This is a genomic window from Thalassoglobus sp. JC818, assembly GCF_040717535.1.
Classification (GTDB): Bacteria; Planctomycetota; Planctomycetia; order Planctomycetales; family Planctomycetaceae; genus Thalassoglobus.
In genome coordinates, this window is record NZ_JBFEFI010000009.1 from 70006 (window position 1) to 91291 (window position 21286).

Genomic DNA, 21286 nt, shown 5'->3' on the forward strand with positions numbered 1-21286 from the left:
GTTGCTTCCAATCGACAACGGACCTCGAATCACGTATCGTTGATGTATCGCCCGCCTTGTGTTCCCCTGTGCCTCCATCCTCCTGCGGTGAGCCTTCCCATGTTTCTCACCTCTCATGTGTCTCTCGATCGGTTCTGCACACTTCTGCTGATGGCAGCCACTTCTCTTTCGTTCGTCTCGACAGACAATTTGCTGGCAGACGACAAGGTCGAATTCTTCGAAAGCAAGATTCGTCCCGTTCTGATTGAGCACTGCTACCGATGCCACTCGCAAGAATACAGCGAAGCCAAAGGCGGCCTGACCGTTGATACTCGAGACGGAATTCGACGCGGAGGAGATTCCGGGCCGGCCGTTGTTCCGGGGAAGATTGACGAAAGCCTTTTGGTCGAAGCGATCAAGTACGAATCCTTCGAGATGCCTCCCAAGTCGAAGCTTCCTCCTGAAACGATCGCTCATTTCGAGAAGTGGATCAAAATGGGTGCTCCCGATCCGCGCGACGAGAAAGTCGATCCGATCATCGCGCGCAAAGCGGCTGAAATCGATTGGGAAGAAGCTCGCCAGCACTGGTCATTTCAACCACCACAACAGACCACTATTCCCGAAGAAGCCGAAAACCGGATTGACTACTTCGTCGACAAGCGACTGGCAGAAGAAGGCCTCCAACCCAACGGACCAGCCGACGATAAAACACTTCTCAGACGACTGTATTTCGACCTGATCGGCTTACCGCCGACGATTGAAGAAACCCAAGAGTTCTTTGAGCTCTCCAAAGTTGACCGCCATCAGGCACTCAGGACGACGGTCAACAAGCTGCTCAACTCTCCTCGATTTGGAGAGCACTGGGCGACCCTCTGGCTCGATATCTCGAGATACGCTGAAGATCAGGCACACATTGTTGGCAACAACAAAGCCCTCTTCTTTCCGAATGCATACCGCTATCGAGACTGGGTGATTCAAGCGTTTAATCTCGACTTGCCGTACGATCAGTTCGTCAAACTACAACTCGCTGCCGATCTGCTCACTCCAGAAGATGTCAGCGATGACGTCGCCCTCGGATTTATCGGTCTCGGTCCGAAGTACTATCGGCGATCGTCTCCAGAAGTCATGGCGGACGAATGGGAAGACCGCGTCGATGTCGTCAGCCGCGGATTGCTGGGGCTGACCGTCGCATGTGCCCGGTGCCATGATCACAAGTTCGATCCGATCCCGACCGAAGATTACTACTCATTGGCCGGTGTGTTCGCCAGCACCGAGATGTGGAACCGACCGATCGATGAAGCTGCTGAAGTCAAGAAAGATGGCCATGCAGAAGATCCCGAACAAGCCCTCCACATCATCCGGGACAAAGATGTTCACGACCTGAATGTTCTGATTCGAGGAGACATCAACACCAAAGGCGAAATCGTCCCGCGACGATTCCTCCAAGTTCTCTCGGAAGGAACACCACAACCCTACGCTCAGGGAAGTGGTCGACTCGAACTGGCCGAACAGATCGCCTCTCCAGACAACCCACTCACAGCCCGCGTGATCGTCAATCGCATCTGGGCTGCCTACTTCGGAGCGCCGCTTGTTTCGACGCCAAGCAACTTCGGCCACCTCGGAACTTCCCCTTCCCACCCTCAGCTTCTGGATGACCTGGCTGTTCGGTTCATGGAAAATGGCTGGTCGCTGAAATGGCTCCACAATGAAATTGTCAGCTCGAACGCGTATCAGCGATCGAGTGATCTCAACGACAACGAAATGGCCGCCGATGAAGCGAACATCAACCTCTGGAGGATGAACAGACGGCGAATGACCGTCGAGCAATGGCGCGACGCTGTTCTTTCAGCAACGGGTCAACTCGAAAGTTCTATCGGCGGTCCGTCGATGGAACCCGATTCGCTTGAGGAATTGCGACGCACAGTTTACAGCGTTCGCAGCCGCTTCGAACTCAATCCGCTATTGGCAATGTTCGACTTCCCAGACCCGAACGCTCACTCCGCCCGACGAGTCGAAACAACAACGCCGCTCCAGAAACTGTTCGTTCTCAACAGCCCGTTCATGGTGGCTCAAGCGGACAAGTTTCAACAGCGTATCCACAACAGTGCAGAGACTGAAGAAGAGCAAATTGATCTGGCCTATCAGATTCTATTTCATCGAACACCCGAGCCCGACGAACGAGACCTCGCTAAGAAGTTTCTGGCAGCAGCAGACTGGACTCAATTCGCGCAGGTATTGCTGGCTTCAAACGAGTTTCTAATCATCGACTGACAGTCGCGACGATAAGCGAAGGATCAGGTAAGTAAAACTCGCTCGACGCCTCAATCGCATCACTGACTTACATCACTCATCGAGAACACAGCCATGTTCGATTCTTTCACTCAGCCTGTTTCGCGACGCGAGATGCTTAGGAAGTCCGCGACCGGTTTTGGATCTGTTGGCCTGATTGGAGCGTTGCAGCAATCCGGAAGTCTCGGAACAGCCTCGGCCGGAACAGTTTCGCAGCTTGATGTTCTGCCGAAAGCCAAGCGTGTCATCTTCCTGTTTATGAACGGAGCACCGTCTCACGTCGACACGTTCGACCCCAAACCCGCGCTGGAAAAACACGCTGGCCAACAGCCATCCGGCAAGCTCTACAAGCCATCCAAGGGCAGCGGATTCATGCCGTCCCCGTTCAAATTCGCGGCGCACGGCAAAAATGGCGTCGTCATGAGCGAACTCTTTCCACACATGGCTCAATGCGCCGACGACCTGTGCGTCATCCGCTCCATGCACACAGATGTCCCCAATCATGAACCGGGACTTCTCATGATGCACTGCGGAAATCTCCAGCCAATCCGCCCCTGCCTTGGCTCGTGGATGTCGTACGGACTGGGCAGCGAGAACCAGAATCTGCCGTCGTTCGTGGCACTTTGTCCCGGACGACCTGTTGTCGGCCCGCAACTCTGGTCGAGTTCGTTTCTCCCGGGAGAACATCAGGGAGTCGCCGTCGACACGAATAACCTCGACGTCGAAAAACTCATCGCCAACATTCAACACCCTTCTTTAACTCGAAAGGAACAACGAACGCAACTCGACCTGCTCCTCGAATTAAATCGTCGTCATGCACAGCAGCGACAAAACGAAGCGGTCTTGAATGAACACATCCAAGCCATGGAACTCGCTTATCAAATGCAAAGCGAGGCATCCCAAGCCTTCGATATTAGCCTAGAGTCCGAAGAGACTCGCGGCATGTATGGCGAAACTCCATTCGGCCAAAGCTGTTTACTCGCCAGACGACTCTGCGAACGCGGCGTCCGATTCGTGCAGGTTTATTACGTTACGAAGAACGGCAAACAACCCTGGGATACACATACAAGAAATAACCAGAAGCACCGCGAACTTTGTGCTGACAGCGACAAAGCCACCGCTGCCCTGCTCGCCGATTTAAAAGTGCGTGGGTTGCTCGACGATACACTCGTCGTCTGGACGGGCGAATTCGGCCGCACTCCTTATTCGCAAATGGATAAAAAAGAGGACCTCGAAAAAGCAGGCCGCGACCACCATCACACAGCCTTCACGACGTTGCTCGCTGGTGGCGGAGTGAAAGGCGGATTCACTTACGGCAAGACAGACGAAGTCGGAATGGATGCGGTCGAGAACCGAGTTCACGTCCACGACCTGCATGCCACAATTCTCCATCTCCTGGGCCTCGACCACGAGAAGCTGACCTACCGCTACTCGGGCCGAGACTTCCGACTGACCGACGTCCACGGATCAGTCGTCAACGACATCATCGCTTAGAAGCGAACACCCAACTCACTGGCCCCTTACGACTCGATCAGCGACTCAGGTCCACACGCACGATCTCTTTGTCATTTCGAGCGAAGACACTCTTCATTGCAAACGCAGGGTGAGACCAGATTGTCATTCGCCGCTGCACTTTTCGAGTCGGTTCAACCAGCAGTGCCCGTGAGTGCTCGGTGTATCCATCTGCTCCCAGAGAAGCAATGATGAGTTCACCCTGCTCGTTATGAATGAAGAATCGATCTTCATGCGGGATCAGAAACGCGTTCCACCAACGCCCTTCGCCGGTGGCCTCGCGTGTCTCCCACAGCCTCTCACCGGTCGCAGCATCTAATCCGCGAAGCTGACCATAGCTGTCGACACCGAAAATCAAATCATCTTCAAACCAGGGAGTCGAGATAATCGAGTGCAGCTTATCGGTCTTAATCTCGCTGTCGCTTTCGCCTCGCCAAATCACTTTAGCATCTGAGCCATCTTCAGCGACTTCAATCATCATCGGTCCATTATAAAACGCTGTCACAAAGACTCTTTGCCCCTCCTTACGAGCCATTGGAGCTGTCAGTCCAGACCGCACAGCAAACGGAACCTGCCAGACAACTTCTCCCGTTTCAGGACGAAGAGCACTGATCGCCTGCGGGTGCCATTGAATTAACAGGCGATGGCCATTGAAGTCGTGAATGACTGGCGGGCTGTAACCAATCGCCGGATCGTCGAGTGCTCTCCAGATCACTTCACCAGAGTGTTTATCGAAGCTGATCACGAGACCGTCCTTCGCACCGACCAGAGTGATCAATTGATCTCCATCGACAAGAGGACTGGCTGCCATTCCCCACGTTGGCAACACAACTCCAAAGTCCTTCTGAAAATCCCGACTCCAGATCACCTCTCCAGTGCTGACATTCAAACAATACAAATTCCCGACAGCCCCAATTGTGTAAACTCGATCATCATCCACTACGGGAGTCGCGCGTGGCCCGGCCGGGTAGCTGATGTCGTACAGACACGGATATTCGTGCTTCCAGAGAATCTCTCCGGTCTCTGCATCGAGTGCCAGAACGCGTTCCGTCCCGTTCGTCCCAGCCCCATGGATTCGATCGGTGATGAAAACACGTCCATCCGCGACCGCCGGACCCGAATACCCTTCCGCAATGGGCGTCGACCAGACACGGGGAAGTAATCCCGTCGGAAGCGACTCGACAATCCCCGGCTCTCGCCACACAGCATCACGCTGCGGACCACCCCACTGCGGCCAATCATCACCGGTCGCTGTGGTCACAAAAATCGATAACGAAACAAGAAACACAAACAATCCGAACATTGCGATTCCGTTTGCTGAGATCCGAAAGACGTGGAGAATCAAACGCTGAGTATGCCAGAAATCCCGCGACGAATTCCACTCTCGGCACCGAATCAGATCCGTAGGCAGGCACATCTCCCGAGCTACGTGGCTGCACTTTGAACACGAGTTCATGGAGACCATGCTTAGCGAATGGCGATCTATTGGACACTAGCGACTGCGAAGGTTGGACATGAAGCTCGCTGTGAATGACCGTTCTGTCGTCGACAACTCGTTCTTCACCAGCCCACTAAATGATTGTCGCCTTCTCAGGACACTCTTGTGGAATGAAGTCCAACATCCTCGTGCCATCCTGAATGAGTCTCCCACATCTCGGGTTCTCTTCGAAGCCCGAGAAATGCTCGACACGCACGATCTTCTCAGACTCAGAAATCCGAACAAATCGACCGACTCATTAGGGCGCAGCTTGGGGCGGATTAAGTGTGACGTAGTTTTTCAGGAACGCAACAGCTTTCGAATGTTCCTTGCGGAGAGCCAGATCGAGTGCAGTTTCACCATCCCTGTTTCTTGCGTCAATATCGCACCCGTGATCCAGAAGCCACCTCAGACATTCTACATTCTCAAAATAGAATGAAGCTACATGCAGAAGTGTGTTACCGTTGTAATATTTTAACGACACGGACGCACCATACGAATACAGAAGATCCGCGCACATAACCGCGTCAGTATCCCCATGCCTCCAGTTGTCCACGAGGCACGAAAGCGGTGTCTCGTCATAGTAGTTGCGAGCCGACGCATCTGCGCCAGCTTCCAGCAAAGTTTTGACCGCCTCCAAATCAACATAAGTTGCAGCGCAGTGCAACGGTGTACGATCCTCAAATGGACCCGCATCGTCACATGACGCCCGCACGCCACGAATGCGATCCAACACGAACGGAGTGTGCAGACCACTCCCATTGTGGATCGCCATACATATTTCACACGCTTGCCTTTCGGGTGTATTCGGTTTTGAGACAAGGAATAGAACCATGGCCACAAAAATCGAACTCACGAAAAAAAGTGCGGCGATAATTACAACAACCAAATGAAAGAACTTGACCATCACTACTCTCTTATTGAGCCAGTTCCGTAGGCTGAGACATGCCTCAGCGTATATGACTGTACAAGAATACTAAGACAGCCAACATTCCGTACAAGCCACCCAGCAAAACTGCAAACCCACAAGTTGCTTTCAGGTATGCAGGTCCAGCCCGAATCACTCGGAATGCGAAAACGAGATTGATCGGGATCGCAATAATTGTTGCAAAAGAAACTGGCATAGACGGCAGCAATGAAGATTCAACACTCCAGAGATCAACCTGAATAAATACTGAAGTCAACAAAACAACGATCGTGTACCACCACATCGTGTTGCGTTCTTCAATGGCAACTTGTGTCTTGTCGTTATTCATGAGTAAGGTGGCACTGCGAAGAACTGGCTTTCTGAACAAGCATCGAGAGGTGGGAATCGACATAACCGCGAAAGTTTTCTCTCAATCGCTGTGCGATAGAAATTCTCGATCGCAGATGTCAGCATACCTGTGATTTCACTCATAGCAATCACCTTTACAATTTCGGCAGCCACTGTCGTTCCTGAACATGAGTGGCGCAGAGACCTCCTCTGCCTGGCCCTTCTTACTCTCGCTGCCGCGATCCATTTGTCTCGTCGAAGGAGAGATGCTACGGCCAAGCGAGATCCAACCGACGGTGGGCGAGAAACAAATAACGAACAAAGAACGAATTGATCGATCACTCGAGACCGGCAGAGCAGGGCATCGGCCCATTGAACACGCGTAGGGGAGTGACTTCAAAGAATCAATCTCCAACGCGAATGCGACCAGAGAAACATGCCCACGCAAGCGAGGGGATGCCACCCGGCCACCGGGACTGAAAACGGATGAGGATCTTGTTGTCGGCTTGAGACAGAAACCGAACGGTGAAGCATCTTGTTGCTACGCAACCTTGCCGATCTCGGTCGAGCCACCCTGCGAACGAAACTTGCCCTGCCCAAAACCCTAGTTGCCTGATGGACTTTGAGTCATTCCACGGATCTGTCGGTCTCTCGCATCCAGCAGACGTTTTACCGACGCATCTGGGAGCGAAGCGATGTAAATCTTAATGTCGAACGCATTGAGAGCCTTTGCTGCCCATGATTTCCCCTGAAGGAAAGTAGCGGACTTTTCATCGGCGAAAACCAGATACTTTTCCACCTCTTTGTCGGACATATAATCAAGAAATACCAACTTGAAAATGTCGGTCATGATTTTGCGTCGCTGCCCTGAGCGCAACGTTCCAATTCTCGAAAAGGCTTCCGCTGCTACGCATCGTTTCTCGTCCTCGTAGTGGCCGTCCAATTGGATGTGGCAACCATCCAGCGAAATCGACATTGGCCTTAGAGAAACACCGAGGAACTTACCGAGTCGGGCAACGAGTTCAACTTCAACTTCCCGCTGTGACTTTGAGTCGCTGTCGTGAGTCTGTTTCATGGTTCTAGTTCTCCATTTAGTTTTGCAGCGGTAAGGTGTCAGTGACTTGAGCATCAAGGATGCCGGCAACTTCTTGTCGAACGCTGAGGACGAGTGGCTGTCCACCATGCCTCTCGAATACTTCTACACCTCGGTTTTCGCAGGCACGTCCGAGTGAGCCGGTCATGCCATGAAGCACTCGGATTTTCTCTCCCGATGCTTCCGCTAACTGGTGGAGATTGAATCGGTCTGTCGAAAAGTGCCGGTGGGCAAGGCGCACCAACCGTGCCGAATCGAGAGCCAACACTTGACGAAGCGAATTCATTGCCGATTCATCACCGCCAAGCGCAGTCTCCCATTGTCGCAACAAATCGATTCCACGCCGGATGTCGTTGATATCTCCCGCATCTACAAAAACACCAGTCAGCATTCCACCATCTCCCTCATCAAGAAAGCATTTAGTTGGACCAGGGTAATCACAATTTGGCGAGTCTACCAACGGGTTAACCATTGGTCAACCCAATAGTCTTTTTTGATTCCGGATCACTAGGCGAATCGCACACCGAGGTTGTGGCCATTGTGGGAAATCCAAGTTTGGCCACGCTCGCAAGGGCACCACAAAATCCACCAGTTCCGTCGACATTTGCTGGGACAGGCCCCAGCAAACGACATCACCTCTCTGGACACGCAATGACTGTCGATCCAAATCCGAACCAACGTTCTTCTTCACAATCATCGCACACAAGTGTCAATCAATTTTGACAACGGGAAAGGGTCGTCGTTATCCACGTCAAGCGATCGATCGAGTTCGCAGCAATCACCCATTTCAGAATATCGCGATCATCTTGTTGCCCGGACATTGGCACGCAGTCCTTAGAACTGCCAGACGGGAACTCCGAATTCTCAATTCGAATTCGACTGATCAAGTCGTACTTCACAAGAGATTCCTTGGTACCCGGTGGAGCGGTGGGAAGGAGGAGGAGCCTCATTCGTTAATGGAAGCACCAGAGAATTTTGCCCACTCCGACGAAGGCAGAGCACAACCCTGGTTCGATTCAGGTCGTGAAAATTCTTTGATCGGGAGCTGTCTTGTTTTCGTTCTTGATGACAGCGAATGATTTGTGAGTTTTGGTCTTTGAGATCTGAGGAACTGATTTCGTGATGATGCCGGGTTCTGGAGGTTGTCGGAATGTGATACGATTTTTGTGACCTTTACCTTCTGGGAGATTGACATGCGATCCTGCCAGAGTTGTGCAGCTCCGATCCCGACGTCGGCCCAGACGTGTCCATCTTGTGGGGCTGTGCAAGCGGATCTGATTGGGTTGAATTCCGTTTCCGGACCGCCTCTTACGCAAGATGTGGCTCACGAGAACGAGAAGCGAGATCAGCAGGTGGCGAGGTTTGGTCTGATGGTCCTTCTGGGAGGGGCGGGCTGTTGTGCGTTTGTTTCGGGAATCTCATTCAGCAGCGTGCTTCTAGGCGGGTCTGTCTTCTTCGTAGCATTGATCGTGATTTTTATCGCTCTGCAAATCATCGGAATTGATGTCGGCGCATAAAAATAGCCAGCCTCGATCAATTCGAGACTGGCCATGCACCTGGTCTTCCAAGAGCGACTTAACGAAGTCGCTGCGTTTGATTGTTGGAGCAAGTTGCTCTTTCCTGTTCACTCACTTGTGCTGTTTCAGCACGTCTAAGGCTGTGCTTGCACGTGCAAGAGAGTGCTAACAATTCTGAAGACGCTTTAGTAGACAATCTGCAAGCTGAGCTGGGCATCCAGAACCTTGTTGATCAGAGCAACAGACTCCTGAAGATGGGCTCGCGAGTAGTCATCGAGTTCGATCTCTTCGTTCTCAAGAAGCTGAGTCGCTTTGTCTTTGAGATCTCCGAGATGCATCCGGGCGAGTGTTCTTGCGTCGGATGGGGCACTGTATCCGGACGAGATCAGTGAACCCAAACGTCGAATTGTCGTTCGCTGCAGATTTCGACGGAAGCTCGAAATCATCGGCTCCTTGTTGGTAAACTCGGCAGCTTCTTCCTGATCGAGCTCGCTGAAAATGCCTTCCACGATACGTCGTTCGTGTTCTGCCAGAGTGTAGACATCGTCTTCTTCGGCAGCTTTGAATTCGTTGTCGAGGATTCGCTCCAGAACAATCGAGCTGAGCAAGTTACCGAGGACCGTTTCCTGCATACTCAAGATGGTATCGTGAATCGGATAGTCGAGGCGTGACGGGCTGGATGTTCCCCAGTGTGACCAGCGTGAAGCAGCGAGGTAGTTCAAGTCGCTGCCTTTGATCGCAGGGCTGGCGAAGACGGATTCGGCGATCAGATCCATCGCTTCCCGCTGTTTCTCTGCAGGAATTTGTGCGAATGGACTTTGGCCATCTTCATCCCCTTTGTGATCTCTGTGAACCGAGACCCCGCCTGGGAAGCGAGATGCGAAGGAAGCCCCTTGGGCGTATTGTCCGAGGAGAAGACCGAACGCCTGACGTGCTCGCTGGTATCCGTCGCCTTCTTTTACAGTGCTTTCGACGATCTTCGGAAGAAGTTCGATCGATTGCTCCATTTGTCGACGCACGTACTTAAGCGGATCTTTTCCGAGGTCAAAGCGATTGGAATGTGGATCGGGATCGATGGAGCGCGTGTCTTCATCTGTGCCGTATTCCAGTTCCGGCTCACCCGAGCGTGAAGCGATTTTGTTCAGCTCATCTTTCTCGCTGCCAGAGATTGGCTTGTAACCGTATTCGATGGCCCAGTAGTCGTACGGACCGATCGTCTGCGAGTAATACAATCCCTGCTTTTCGCGATCGATGACAACATTCGCTGGGCTGTAATCCATGACGCTGGCAACGGTCGCAACTTCGGCGTCTGCTTCTGGGTCATCGATTTCTTCCAGCGTCTTCCAAGCACTCGCTTTGAAGTTGTGTCGCAGTCCGAGCGTGTGCCCGACTTCGTGCATCACGACTTCTTTCAGCCCCTGATGAATGAATTCATCGGGCAGGTTTCCATCTTTCGAAACGCCAACCGCCATGAACATTGCAGCTGCGGTCGCTGACTGACGCTGCATTTCGTGTCCAAGGGTGCAGTGAGGTCCGTGCAGATGACCTGTTCCGAGTGGTCCTTCAGCAGGCATTGATTCCGGAATTTGGAACATGTGACTTTCTTCCGGACGGAAGATTTCCCAGCGACGATTCCAGCTGTCCAGGAAGCTTGCATCGAAAATGATGTCTGCATCGAGAATCTGACCGGATCGAGGATCGACTCTCGATGGTCCCATCGCGAAACCAGCGTCAGCTGTAATCCAACGGAAAGTGTTGTAGTTGATGTTTTCTGGATCGAAGTCTGGATCGTCGACAGGTTGTTGATCGACCCGAATTGCTCCGGCAAATCCGAGTTTATCGAAGGCTTTGTTCCACTCGAGAATCCCTGCTTCAACGGTTGGACGCAGGAAAATTGGAACGGTGTTTTCGAGGTAGAACTTGATCGGAGTTTTGGGAGGCGACCGGTCAATCGATGGATCGAGCTTCTGCAGGTTCCATCGGTTCACGTAACGAACGAAGTGTTCGGGCTCGTCTTTGTCGGAAAAGTCTTTGATCGCTGTCAGGAAGTACCCGACTCGATCATCAGCCATGCGTGGCTTGTAGCCGTTCGATCCCACACTTGGGAGAACACTCACGCTATAGTGGATTCCGACTTGAACGCCTTTGGAGTTTGGAACCGTCTCGATGGGAGTGCTTCCGGAGAAGACGGTGTTCAATCCGATTTCGATGTTTTCTTCGAATGCCTTGATCTTGGAAAACGTCGATCGGTCAGTCATCAGCCGAAATGAAGATCCGATGGCGCGACCGACTTCGAGATCGTCGTTCATGAAGACTCTGGTGACATCAACGAGAATTCCGCCAGATGGTGACTTCGTCAGCACGGGGAGGGCGAAAAGAATGCTGTCGCTGTAAGCGAGTTTGACAGCTGTCTCTTCTGGAGAGTTTGATTTCGCACGGAACCGCGCGTTCTTCTGGCTGATGAAGAGCTTCTCGCCGGAAAGCTTCAGCGACCAGATAATTTCGTCCCCGAATCCCCAGCTCATTCCGCCGAGAACGTCGCCTCGACTGATCCCCTGAGAGATCGAAGGAATGACGATGTATTCCTTCTTGAGTGCGGTCGAAGAAATTTCAGCGAGCAATTGCTGATCACTCTGATAGAGCGTCCACATACCCGACAGCTTTTTCTTCTTGTCAATCAGCTGCTCGTACTTCGACTTGCTTTCCTGAGCGTTCACCTGACCCAATGGTCCGAACAGACCAATCAGCGTCAGGAGAACCAGGCATTTGCGAATACCCATGAATTCCCCCAGTGAATTTAATTTTAAGAAACTGGCCTATTCTACCAAGATTCTGTGAACAGCAAAGTTTAGCAAGGCTTTCTCAGCGCGGTTCAGCCGAGATTGGGGAGCGTTCGATTCCGGGGCTGTCGACGATCGAATCCTCTGAAGAAACGGGCAGTAACGGCTGTCCTGTCTGTGAATCAGCTTCCCAATCGACTCAATTCTCGCATTTGCAATTCTGACAACAACCCTCTTAGGACGAAAAACTGATCTGGCCAGAATTGCCGGTTTTCGAGTAGTGTGCTCGACACACCTCCCCAATTTCTCTTCCTTCGTTCTCCCTCCGTCTCATGTCTCGATCGACAAACTGCATTTCTGGCCTCCTTATGGTCGCTTTGACAGCGACGATTTCCGCTTCGGGATGTGTCTCCGCCTGGAATACTCGCATGCCGACGTGTGCGACTCGTCCTGCGGAACTGGAACGTCGCGAAGCTCAAGTGATGGACCCCTATCCAGACGACCAGATTGGGCCGAATATGGGATTCCGCCCGCTCGGATATCAAACCCCAAGATCGGAAGCACAGCAGGCCAAGGATCAATTCTACGTCTCGATGATCCGTCGACAGAATCAGGGAGGAATCGCCCCGTCACCGCAAGGACCGACGCTGATTCCCCAGCCAACCCTCGCTCCATCTTCGTACGGAACTCCTCAATATTCCGTTCCTTACCAGCAGCCTGCCAATCCAGCGGTGACGTACGGACAGTCGGTCTATCCACATTGACAGGACTTTTGAAGCTCCGAAACCTTTTTGAAGACTGGCCAATTCGTCAGTTTCGCGATCTTTACGAGAGCCAGGTTTCGCCTTAAAACTGTTTTCTGCTCTCTCTTCCCCATTTCGTTTAGCTTCGAACAGAACGACCGTGCGAAAAGTTCTGATTGTCATTCCCACTCTCGATCGTTCTGGAGCCGAGAAGCAATTCGTCTCGCTGGCGATCGGGCTGAAAGAACGAGGTGACTCGGTCGAAGTCATCGCTTTGACCCGCTCTGGTCCGTATGAGGAACCGCTTCGCGAAGCTGGTATCTCCGTCACCGTTCTCGACAAGAAAACTCGGTTTGACGTAGCTGCCGTCTGGAAACTCCGCTCAGAGATCATCAAACGTACTCCGGATGTCGTTCTCTCGTGTCTGTTCGCAGCCAACTCTGCAACAAGACTCGCCACGACTGGGCTTAGAAAGATGCGACCGAAGATCATGATCTCTGAACGCTGCGTCGATTCCTGGAAGTCGAGCTGGCAACACTGGCTGGACCGGCGGCTTCAGTCAGCGACCGATTTGATGATCGCGAATTCGCAAAGCGTGAAAGCCTTCTACGCAGAGCAGGGGTTTCCCCAACAACGAATTCAAGTCATTCCAAACGGCGTCGACACTCCAACATCTCCATCGATGACTCGAGATGAATTCCTCGAATCGTGTGGTCTTCCTCCAGACGCACAACTCTTGATGTTTGTGGGTCGACTGGCACCGCAAAAGCGAATCAAAGACCTGCTGTGGGCTGTCCAGATGCTTCGGCATTCATGCCCGAACGCGTACTTTCTAGTCATCGGCGATGGACCAGAACGCGAAGAACTCAAACTCGTTGCACAGGAATGCGAAGCGGAGGAGCAAACTCGCTTCCTGGGTGCGGTCCCGAATGCTTCAGAACTGCTTCACCACGCGGATGTCTTCTGGCTCGCCAGCGAGTTTGAAGGGATGTCCAACAGCTTGATGGAAGCTATGGCCTGCGGGAAACCTTCGGTCGTCAGCGATATTCCTCCTAACCGTGAACTCATCAGTCACGGAAAAGAAGGGTGGCTGGTGGACCTCGGAGACCTCGCCGGGTTCGCTCAGTACACAGTCAGGCTTCTCCGAGAACCGAATCTCGCGAACCAACTTGGAGAAGCAGCTGAAAAAAAAATGTCGGAAGACTTCAGCATCTCCCAAATGGTCGACGGCTACTCCAACGCAATCGACGAGTTGCTCTCCAACGATCGCTGAAGTACGTGCATTCCAGCAGGCACTATTCATCTTGAAACGATTCGCTAATCCGTGACTCAAGGCTTCTCCCGAGTGTCCCGCCAAGTGTTTCCAGAGGATGCCGAATCTTGTCCCGAATCATTTCTGCTTCGCGCTGAATGTGTTGAACTTCTGACTTGATCCTCTCCGCTTCGGCTCGAACTGAATTCAAGACGACAAGCCCCACGATCAACCCGATTGCCATCACGCTGGAGATTGAGACCAGACACCACTTCATTACTTCGACCGATCGCTGCATACGGACCATCGCGAGATGTTCGGCTCGACGGCGATCTTTGCGTCTCTTTCGCTTCAATCGCTCGCGTCGACGTTCACGCCGTTCCGCCTGCTCCACAAGCATCGTGACCAGTTCTTCGGTGCTTCTTGCGCTATCCTTCGCTGTAGACGATCGACTCGACGATTCACCTGAAGTCGATTTTGAAGTTGTCATGGGCGTGAACTGCTTTGTCGATGAAAATGATCCATTGTTGAGCTACGCGACGCTTGGAGCCCTTCCATCAAGCGATGCGGGCTCGAAAGCGTCTGTGGAAGCCCACCATACTTCTTCGCTTCCCACCCAACTATTTGGAGTCGGAAATCGCTTTTCCAACCCTCTGCAATCCGTTCTTCATCTCTTCCGCTGCCAGCATCAACGCAGACAGCACATTCTCACCCGATTCTTTGGCGGCTGAGCGAACAGGTTCATACTGCTTGTTCAATTCATCAATGTTGCTGGAAAGGCGGTCGTATTCCTGACGAGCATCCATCTGAGCCAGGTGCAGCTTCACCTTCAGCTCATCTCGATGCTGTTTCAGCGTACTGATCAACTCATCGAGCTGTTCGTTCTTATCAGCCATTTCAATCTCCTGAATTCGCGAGAGACCATCCGCTGCAACTCGACGACGGATGAATCGTCATCATCACGGACTTCACCGCACAATTAGACCATTTTCAAGGTCGGTCTGCACTCGCTTGAACTCTTTTGCCCTGCTGAAAACGATGTGCGTTCTCGCGGATCATTCCTCACCTGAATAGATTTGCTCGAGAAGGCTCGCCCGTCCCACCCGGCAGAATTCGCCGAACCGAAGGACTGCACGTCAGGGTTAGATAAACTTTACGGGCGGCAGAATCGCTACATCTCATGATATCAACCCGACCGCGCTATGCGATAAGACTCCAATTTCCCCATCGACCGATAGATTGCTTGTGAGTGTGCGCTGATCGACCAGCGTCTCATCAAGAACCGTCTTCAATCGGGAAATCGGCGATGACTCTGCCTGTAAAACTCGTCTGTACACTCTGTCTCGTCGTCTGCTCGGCAGCAGTCGTCGAAGCGCAGGAGAAGTGGCTTTCCTTTGACGGATCGACGACGTCACAAAGCGTCCAGAAAGTTGAGACCGCCGTAAATTGGGAGACTAAGGGGACGGAGAACAGTTCGTGGTTCGAGCAGGGTTTGTTCGGAGAGAGCTCTCCCGATCTGACCGCACAACTCGCTGACGAGTCTTCAAACTCGATCCTGCTGGTGCAAGGAGCAGGTGGTGAAGCTGGAGGAGGAGGCTCGGGTGACCTCGCCGCGAAGTCTCAGAATCCGATCAGTGACCTCGTTTCGTTGCCACTGCAAAGCAACTGGGACTTTGGAATCGGGCCGGGAAATGATCAGCGTTACATCGGGAATCTACAACCAGTGATCCCGATCAAGCTGAACGAAGACTGGAACTTGATCAACCGCGTGATTATCCCGTTCGTCAACCTTCCAACTGGACTCGATGAGCAAGAGCACGGCATCGGAAATGTTGTCGGACAATTCTTCTTCAGTCCCCGGAACGCGGAAAAGTTCATCTGGGGCGTCGGGCCGACCGTTCAATTCCCAACGGCAAGCACCCCCAATCTCGGTGCTCAAGAGTGGGCAGCCGGAGTCGATGCGGTTGCAGTGATCCAGGAAGGTCCGATCCTGACAGGAGTTTTGATCACACAGCTTTGGGGATCGAAAGGGCATTCCGACCCGTTCCTCGCGCAACCATTCTTTAACTACAACCTGCCTGAAGGCTGGTTCTTAAATGTCTCAGGGGAAGCCAACGCTGACTGGACACTTCCCAGAGATTCGCGCTGGTCGTTTCCGCTGGGTGGTGGAGTTGGTCGAGTCTTTCCAATCTTGGGACAACCGGTCAACGTCCTCTGCAGATTTGCACCCTACGTCATCAGCCCCGACGGCGGACCAGACTGGCAGTTCCGCTTCCAATTCAATTTGCTCTTCCCGAAATAGTCCATTCACTTCTCGAGTGTAGATCTGACCTCATTCCTTCGCCTCATCTTCCATTTTTCTTGCTTGTGCGAGAGCTGATGCCACAAGTCCAGCGGGGACCGAAATCACCCCGAGTCCGACGAGCAAGAGGAAGAAAGTAAAGACTCTCCCACCCGTTGTGATGGGATAAACATCGCCGTACCCCACCGTTGTCAGCGTGGCAACGGCCCACCAAAGGCAATGAAAGACTGAACCAAACTCTTCCGGTTGAGCGTCACATTCAAAGTGGTAGATTCCGACTGCACCTAGGTACAGCAGGATGATGGTCGCCGCCAGAAACAAGCTAATTTCTTCTTTTGCGATACTCAGGGCAACGTGAAACCTCTGGAGTGCTGCGTTGTAACGAGCGACTTTAAAGAGGCGTAACAAGCGAAAGAGCCGAAAAGAACGAACCGAGCGAAGATCGATTCCCAATCCGATGTAGTATGGAAGGATCGCAGCAAGATCGACGAAACCAAAAAAGCTGAAGACGTATCGGGAAGTCGGCTTGGCTATACAAACTCGGAGAACGTATTCGACGGTGAACACCATCACTGTAAAGAACTCGAAAACTCCAAGCCATAGCTTTGCTCTCTCACTCAAGTCTGGAAGAGTTTCGACTGAAAAGGCAATCAGCGACAGGATAATCAAAACCTGAATAAATATCTCGAATATTCGCACTCGTCGAGTGCTGTTGGACACAACGAGATCATGAGACTTTGACATATGACTCGAATCGAAAGAAGAGAGCGGAATGTTCAAGCAACCCATTTCGGTGAGAGAATCTACTCGACGATTTTAGTTCGTTCCAGTTGGTGTCAGAACTGACAAGGGAAAGAATCAGCCATAAGCCTTTGTGCAGGGGCCAATTTCGAAGTTCGTTCCAGCGATCTCGTGTGCTGTGGCGTAGTCGTATCGGATGGCGTGCTAGACTGATGCGGAATGCTCGCAATCAGAAGCGGGTGAAAATACCGGTGACACTGGATCACGGATCGCTCGTTCGCGTACTCTATGGTCGAACTTCAGCGAAGGGCGAGGATGAGTTTCAGGAACCGACAGATGAATGCCTTCAGTCTCAGGACATTCTCACGTATGGGGTCATATTTCGTTCTGAGCGTTCTTCTCTTCGTCCCGATGGCTTCGTCTCAGGTTGAAACTCCCGATGATGCTGTCGTTCAAGAGTCTGAAGAAGCTTTAGAGACTCTCACGAAGTTGAAAAGCGATCATCTTCCGAATCCCGTTCGAGTTCACCCGAAAGTGATTTCCGGAGGACTTCCCGAGGGGCAAGAAGCATTTCAGGAACTCGCAGATCTCGGTGTCAAAACCATTATCAGCGTTGATGGGATGACGCCAGACGTTGAGACAGCTGGCAAATTCGGATTGCGATATGTCCATCTGCCTCACGGCTACGATGGCATTTCCGACCAAAGAAGTTTGGAACTGGCGAAGGCTGTCAGAGATCTGGAAGGCCCTATCTATATTCACTGTCACCACGGGAAACATCGCAGCCCCGCAGCTGCGAGTGTCGCGTGTGTTTCTGCTGGTCTGATCTCGACGGAACTTGCGATCCCGATCCTGAAACTTGCGGGAACAAATCCAGGGTACGTCGGACTCTATGACTCTGCCCGCAGGGCATCCGCAGTTGAATCCCGATTGCTCGATCAGCTTGAAGTGGAATTCAAAGAGGTCCAGCAAATCCCCCCTATGGCCGAAGCGATGGTTCATCTCAGCCACGCGAATGACCACGTGGCATTGATTGCAGAAGCAGGCTGGAAGTCCCCGGAAGATCATCCCGACTTGGACCCAGCTCACGAAGTGCTGTTGCTGCGCGAGTTGTTCACCGAACTCCTTCGAACTGAGGAAGTCGCGAGCGAACCGGAAGACTTTCGTGCCTGGTTGATTGACTCAGAAGCAGCTGCGAAGGAGCTGCGATCGGAACTCCAGAAGTGGGAAGCAGCGGGCTCGGATCCTGCACAGACGAAGGACTTTGCGAAGTACGCTCAGCGAATCTCTGCGAGCTGCAAAGCATGTCACGTGAAGTATCGCGACAACCCCATCAGCCAGCCGCAATAATCTGTGTCTCGCATTCAGACAGCGAAGACCAGACAGCCAAAACCAAATCGATTGAATGAGCTGCTGTTGCTGAACGTCTCAGAGTTTATGCCGGCGACGTATCACACTCGCGGCAATGCCCTTTGATGAGAATCTCCGTGATGCTGCCGATGTCTTTGGCTTTGCGACGCGACCCCGCAGTGAAGGTCATATCGTCAAGGCACCGTACGTCCCCGCAATCGACACAGACAAAGTGGGGATGATTGCTGCTTTCGGGATTGTCCGGATCGCGAATTTCGAACCGCCAGACATGATCCCCAAGTTCCGTGCGGGAAATCAGATCCGCTTCGGTCAGGTCCGCGAGATTACGGAAGACAGTCGCTTTGTCAAAACCGAGCGGGACAAGAGTCTCTGCGAGGTCTGCATGAGTCAGAGGTGATGTCGCAGCACGCAATTGTTGCATGACCGAGATTCGAGCCGGTGTTGCTCGGATTTTCCGTTCCCGTAGCAACTGTCGAATTTCTTCAACTTCATTTGGATTCACGTTTAGGGTCCGATCTGCCATTTGCGGATTCCCACTCTCGGCCAGGTTCTTCGAGACTGATGCGCTTACTCGCGCATGGGTCATCTTAGGGCTTCACGTCCACAACGTCTAGATTTGCAATTTTCCGGACACGATTCGTGATTTCTCTACACTCGCCGGAACTCATCTCACTTGCTGAATTCCGCCTCAAGAAACGGTCGCTTCTCGATCAAGACGATTTTGGATGTTCTGCCGTCACGTCGTTCGATCTAGACTCCTGATGGTCTCCTGGCAGTTGGAGTGCTACCAGGAGACCGATCAACAAGTCGACGAACTGGTCTATCGGGCTTCAGCGAGTTCCTGACTCGCCTGTTCCATGACCTTCGACTGTTCGTTCGGAGGAACGAGTTCGTAGGTTGCGAACTCCATCGTGAATGAACCTTGTCCTCCGGTCACGCTGGACAACGATCGGGCATACGTCATCACGTGGGCGAGTGGTGCCTTGGCATGAATCATCGTGAACCCACCAGGGACTTCTTCCATCCCTTCCATTCGTCCTCGCCGCGTATTCAAGTCGCTGGTAATGTCGCCGATTTTGTCACTCGGAACAGTGATTTCCAGCTGGACAATCGGTTCGAGCAAGGCAGGTCGCGATTTCTGAAATAGCTCTTTAAAACAGTGAGCTGCCGCTGATTTGAAAGCGGTTTCGTTGCTGTCGACGGGATGGTCTTTGCCAAAGTACAACTCGACGACCACATCCTGAACCTGATTGTGGGAAATCACTCCCGCGATCATCTGTTCCCGAATGCCTTTCTCCACAGCCGGAATGAACTGATTCGGGACCGAACCTCCAGTCACGCGATCGACAAAACAGAAATTCCACTCCGGATCGTAGTGGAACGAGCGCATGCTGGCGAAACGATCTTTTGTGAAGTATTCCTCCGGGTTGATGTCGTGCGGACAGGATGAAATCCGAAGATGAACCTCTGCGAACTGACCCGCTCCGCCTGATTGTTTCTTGTGGCGATAGCTTCCCTCGGCCTCTCCGGTCACCGTTTCCCGGTACGGAATACGCGGTTCGTGAGTGACGATGTCGACTTTCTCACGATCGTGAAGCCTCCGTTCAATGAGCTGCAGATGCAATTCACTCATCCCCTCCATGACCATTTCGTGGGTCTGTTCTTCCCGATGGACGAGGAACGTCGGATCTTCTTCTTCGATCTTGTGAAGGGCATTCGAGATCCGGGCCTGATCCGCGCGGCTCTTCGGTTCCACAGCCAGCCCGACGATCGGCTTCGGGAAAGCAATCGGCGGCATTGTGATTTCATCGCTTCCGTCGGTGACGGTATTTCCGGTGTGGAGGTCTTCCACTTTCGTCACCGCCACGATGTTCCCGGCAATCGCTTCGTTCACCGGTTCCAGCGTATTGCCTTGAACTTCGTTGAGTTGATGAATCTTGATCGACGACTTCGTTCCAACGACATGGACAGAGTCATCTTTGTGAAGCGTTCCAGAATAAATTCGCAGGTAGCTGACCTTCGAGACGTAAGGATCAATCCGCGTTTTCACGACTTGTGCAACCAGCGGTCCGTTGGCATCAGGCACAACTTCGATTTCATTTCCGTTGCTGATGACATGCCTTCGCAGCTGATCCGGTGACGGAGCGTAGTCAGCAATCGCATCCATCAGCTCGGTCACACCAATGTCGCACTTGACCGCTGTGCAAAAAACCGGGATGAGCGTCCCCGCGACGATCGCTTGCGTGATGGCAGGGGCGAGTTCTTCCGGGCCGAGTTCTTCTCCTTCGAAATACCGATTCATCAACTCTTCGTCTGCTTCGACGACGGCCTCGATGAGTTGCTGATTCAAATTGGCGAGGTCGAAATCTATTCCTTCCGGGATTTGATTCGGTACCTGGACCGTGTTCATCACGCCGGACATTTCAGGACCTGTCCCAATGGGCACAGTCATCAGAACGCAGGCTTGTCCAAACTGCTCGCGAATCGATTCCAACAACTCGGGAAGATGTACATTCTCATCATCACACTTGTTGATGACGATCATGCGGGCCAGCCCACGATTCGCTGCGTGCTGAAACGACTTGCGGGTATTGACTTCAATCCCGTGCGGCGCGTTGATCGCGATGAGAGCTGTTTCCGCCGCCCGGAGCGCTCCAATCACCTGTCCGACGAAATCGGGCATCCCGGGAGCATCGAGCAAATTAATCCGCGTGTTCTTGTGTTCGAAGTGACAGACATGAGACGAGATGGAGTGGTGAAGCTGTTTCTCTTCGTCATCGACGTCGAGGAAACTCGTCCCGTCATTCGGAGAACCGACGCGCGAGTTCACACCCGCCTTGTATAAAATGAGATCGGCCATGGAGGTCTTACCGACTGCTCCATGGCCGACTAGGACCACGTTACGAAGTTCAGCAACGGGGTGTTTGGGCATGGTCTTGGTCTCCTGGTTGGATGATCGCACGTCTATCCAAGGC

General features: G+C 52.6%; 18 protein-coding genes. 7 read left to right on the forward strand and 11 right to left on the reverse strand.

Annotated elements, in window-relative coordinates:
• Positions 1-99 precede the first annotated feature (99 nt).
• Entirely contained in the window at positions 100-2250 is a 2151-nt protein-coding gene (locus AB1L42_RS20430) for a PSD1 and planctomycete cytochrome C domain-containing protein (RefSeq protein ID WP_367060664.1), read from the forward strand.
• Between the two features lie 93 nt (positions 2251-2343).
• Entirely contained in the window at positions 2344-3762 is a 1419-nt protein-coding gene (locus AB1L42_RS20435) for a DUF1501 domain-containing protein (RefSeq protein WP_367060667.1), read from the forward strand.
• Between the two features lie 37 nt (positions 3763-3799).
• On the opposite strand, the gene AB1L42_RS20440 is transcribed toward AB1L42_RS20435, so the two are convergent.
• The 5 genes from AB1L42_RS20440 to AB1L42_RS20460 all read right to left on the reverse strand — a co-directional run bounded on the left by AB1L42_RS20440 (position 3800) and on the right by AB1L42_RS20460 (position 7996).
• Positions 3800-5083: a PQQ-binding-like beta-propeller repeat protein gene (locus AB1L42_RS20440; RefSeq protein WP_367060672.1), complete on the reverse strand. Its 1284-nt coding sequence runs from the start codon at positions 5081-5083 to the stop codon at positions 3800-3802.
• Between the two features lie 433 nt (positions 5084-5516).
• Positions 5517-6164 (reverse strand): ankyrin repeat domain-containing protein, encoded by a 648-nt coding sequence (locus tag AB1L42_RS20445; protein WP_367060677.1) that lies wholly within the window; start codon positions 6162-6164, stop codon positions 5517-5519.
• 43 nt (positions 6165-6207) lie between these two features.
• Positions 6208-6513: a hypothetical protein gene (locus tag AB1L42_RS20450; RefSeq protein ID WP_367060681.1), complete on the reverse strand. Its 306-nt coding sequence runs from the start codon at positions 6511-6513 to the stop codon at positions 6208-6210.
• Between the two features lie 603 nt (positions 6514-7116).
• Entirely contained in the window at positions 7117-7587 is a 471-nt protein-coding gene (locus AB1L42_RS20455) for a hypothetical protein (RefSeq protein ID WP_367060685.1), read from the reverse strand.
• Positions 7588-7603: 16 nt separating this feature from the next.
• On the reverse strand, positions 7604-7996 hold the full coding sequence (locus AB1L42_RS20460; RefSeq protein WP_367060688.1) for a hypothetical protein: 393 nt from the start codon (positions 7994-7996) through the stop codon (positions 7604-7606).
• An 802-nt stretch (positions 7997-8798) separates the two neighbouring features.
• On the opposite strand from AB1L42_RS20460, the gene AB1L42_RS20465 reads away from it, so the two are divergent.
• Positions 8799-9122, forward strand: coding sequence for a hypothetical protein (locus AB1L42_RS20465; protein ID WP_367060691.1), 324 nt, complete (start codon positions 8799-8801; stop codon positions 9120-9122).
• Positions 9123-9307: 185 nt separating this feature from the next.
• Here the strand turns inward: AB1L42_RS20465 and AB1L42_RS20470 are convergent, their stop codons facing one another.
• Positions 9308-11902, reverse strand: a complete 2595-nt coding sequence (locus tag AB1L42_RS20470; protein WP_367060694.1) for a zinc-dependent metalloprotease — start codon at positions 11900-11902, stop codon at positions 9308-9310.
• A gap of 332 nt (positions 11903-12234) precedes the next feature.
• On the opposite strand from AB1L42_RS20470, the gene AB1L42_RS20475 reads away from it, so the two are divergent.
• The gene (locus tag AB1L42_RS20475) at positions 12235-12666 is read left to right on the forward strand and encodes a hypothetical protein (RefSeq protein ID WP_367060697.1); all 432 of its coding nucleotides are present in this window, start codon (positions 12235-12237) and stop codon (positions 12664-12666) included.
• A 139-nt stretch (positions 12667-12805) separates the two neighbouring features.
• Entirely contained in the window at positions 12806-13918 is a 1113-nt protein-coding gene (locus AB1L42_RS20480) for a glycosyltransferase (RefSeq protein WP_367060700.1), read from the forward strand.
• Positions 13919-13940: 22 nt separating this feature from the next.
• Here the strand turns inward: AB1L42_RS20480 and AB1L42_RS20485 are convergent, their stop codons facing one another.
• Together AB1L42_RS20485 and AB1L42_RS20490 are read right to left on the reverse strand one after the other, a co-directional pair.
• A complete protein-coding gene (locus AB1L42_RS20485; protein WP_367060703.1) occupies positions 13941-14387 on the reverse strand; it encodes a hypothetical protein in 447 nt (148 codons plus the stop codon).
• A gap of 130 nt (positions 14388-14517) precedes the next feature.
• Positions 14518-14793 (reverse strand): hypothetical protein, encoded by a 276-nt coding sequence (locus AB1L42_RS20490; protein ID WP_367060706.1) that lies wholly within the window; start codon positions 14791-14793, stop codon positions 14518-14520.
• A gap of 410 nt (positions 14794-15203) precedes the next feature.
• Between AB1L42_RS20490 and AB1L42_RS20495 the strand changes: the two genes are divergently transcribed.
• Complete coding sequence (locus tag AB1L42_RS20495; RefSeq protein ID WP_367060709.1) at positions 15204-16199, forward strand: neuromedin U; 996 nt, start codon at positions 15204-15206, stop codon at positions 16197-16199.
• Between the two features lie 30 nt (positions 16200-16229).
• Here the strand turns inward: AB1L42_RS20495 and AB1L42_RS20500 are convergent, their stop codons facing one another.
• Entirely contained in the window at positions 16230-16943 is a 714-nt protein-coding gene (locus tag AB1L42_RS20500; protein WP_367060712.1) for an ion transporter, read from the reverse strand.
• Between the two features lie 333 nt (positions 16944-17276).
• Between AB1L42_RS20500 and AB1L42_RS20505 the strand changes: the two genes are divergently transcribed.
• On the forward strand, positions 17277-18290 hold the full coding sequence (locus tag AB1L42_RS20505) for a hypothetical protein (protein WP_367060715.1): 1014 nt from the start codon (positions 17277-17279) through the stop codon (positions 18288-18290).
• Positions 18291-18375: 85 nt separating this feature from the next.
• On the opposite strand, the gene AB1L42_RS20510 is transcribed toward AB1L42_RS20505, so the two are convergent.
• Together AB1L42_RS20510 and AB1L42_RS20515 are read right to left on the reverse strand one after the other, a co-directional pair.
• A complete protein-coding gene (locus AB1L42_RS20510) occupies positions 18376-18834 on the reverse strand; it encodes a transcriptional repressor (protein ID WP_367060718.1) in 459 nt (152 codons plus the stop codon).
• A 297-nt stretch (positions 18835-19131) separates the two neighbouring features.
• Positions 19132-21243, reverse strand: coding sequence for an elongation factor G (locus AB1L42_RS20515; RefSeq protein ID WP_367060721.1), 2112 nt, complete (start codon positions 21241-21243; stop codon positions 19132-19134).
• Between the last annotated feature and the right edge of the window lie 43 nt (positions 21244-21286).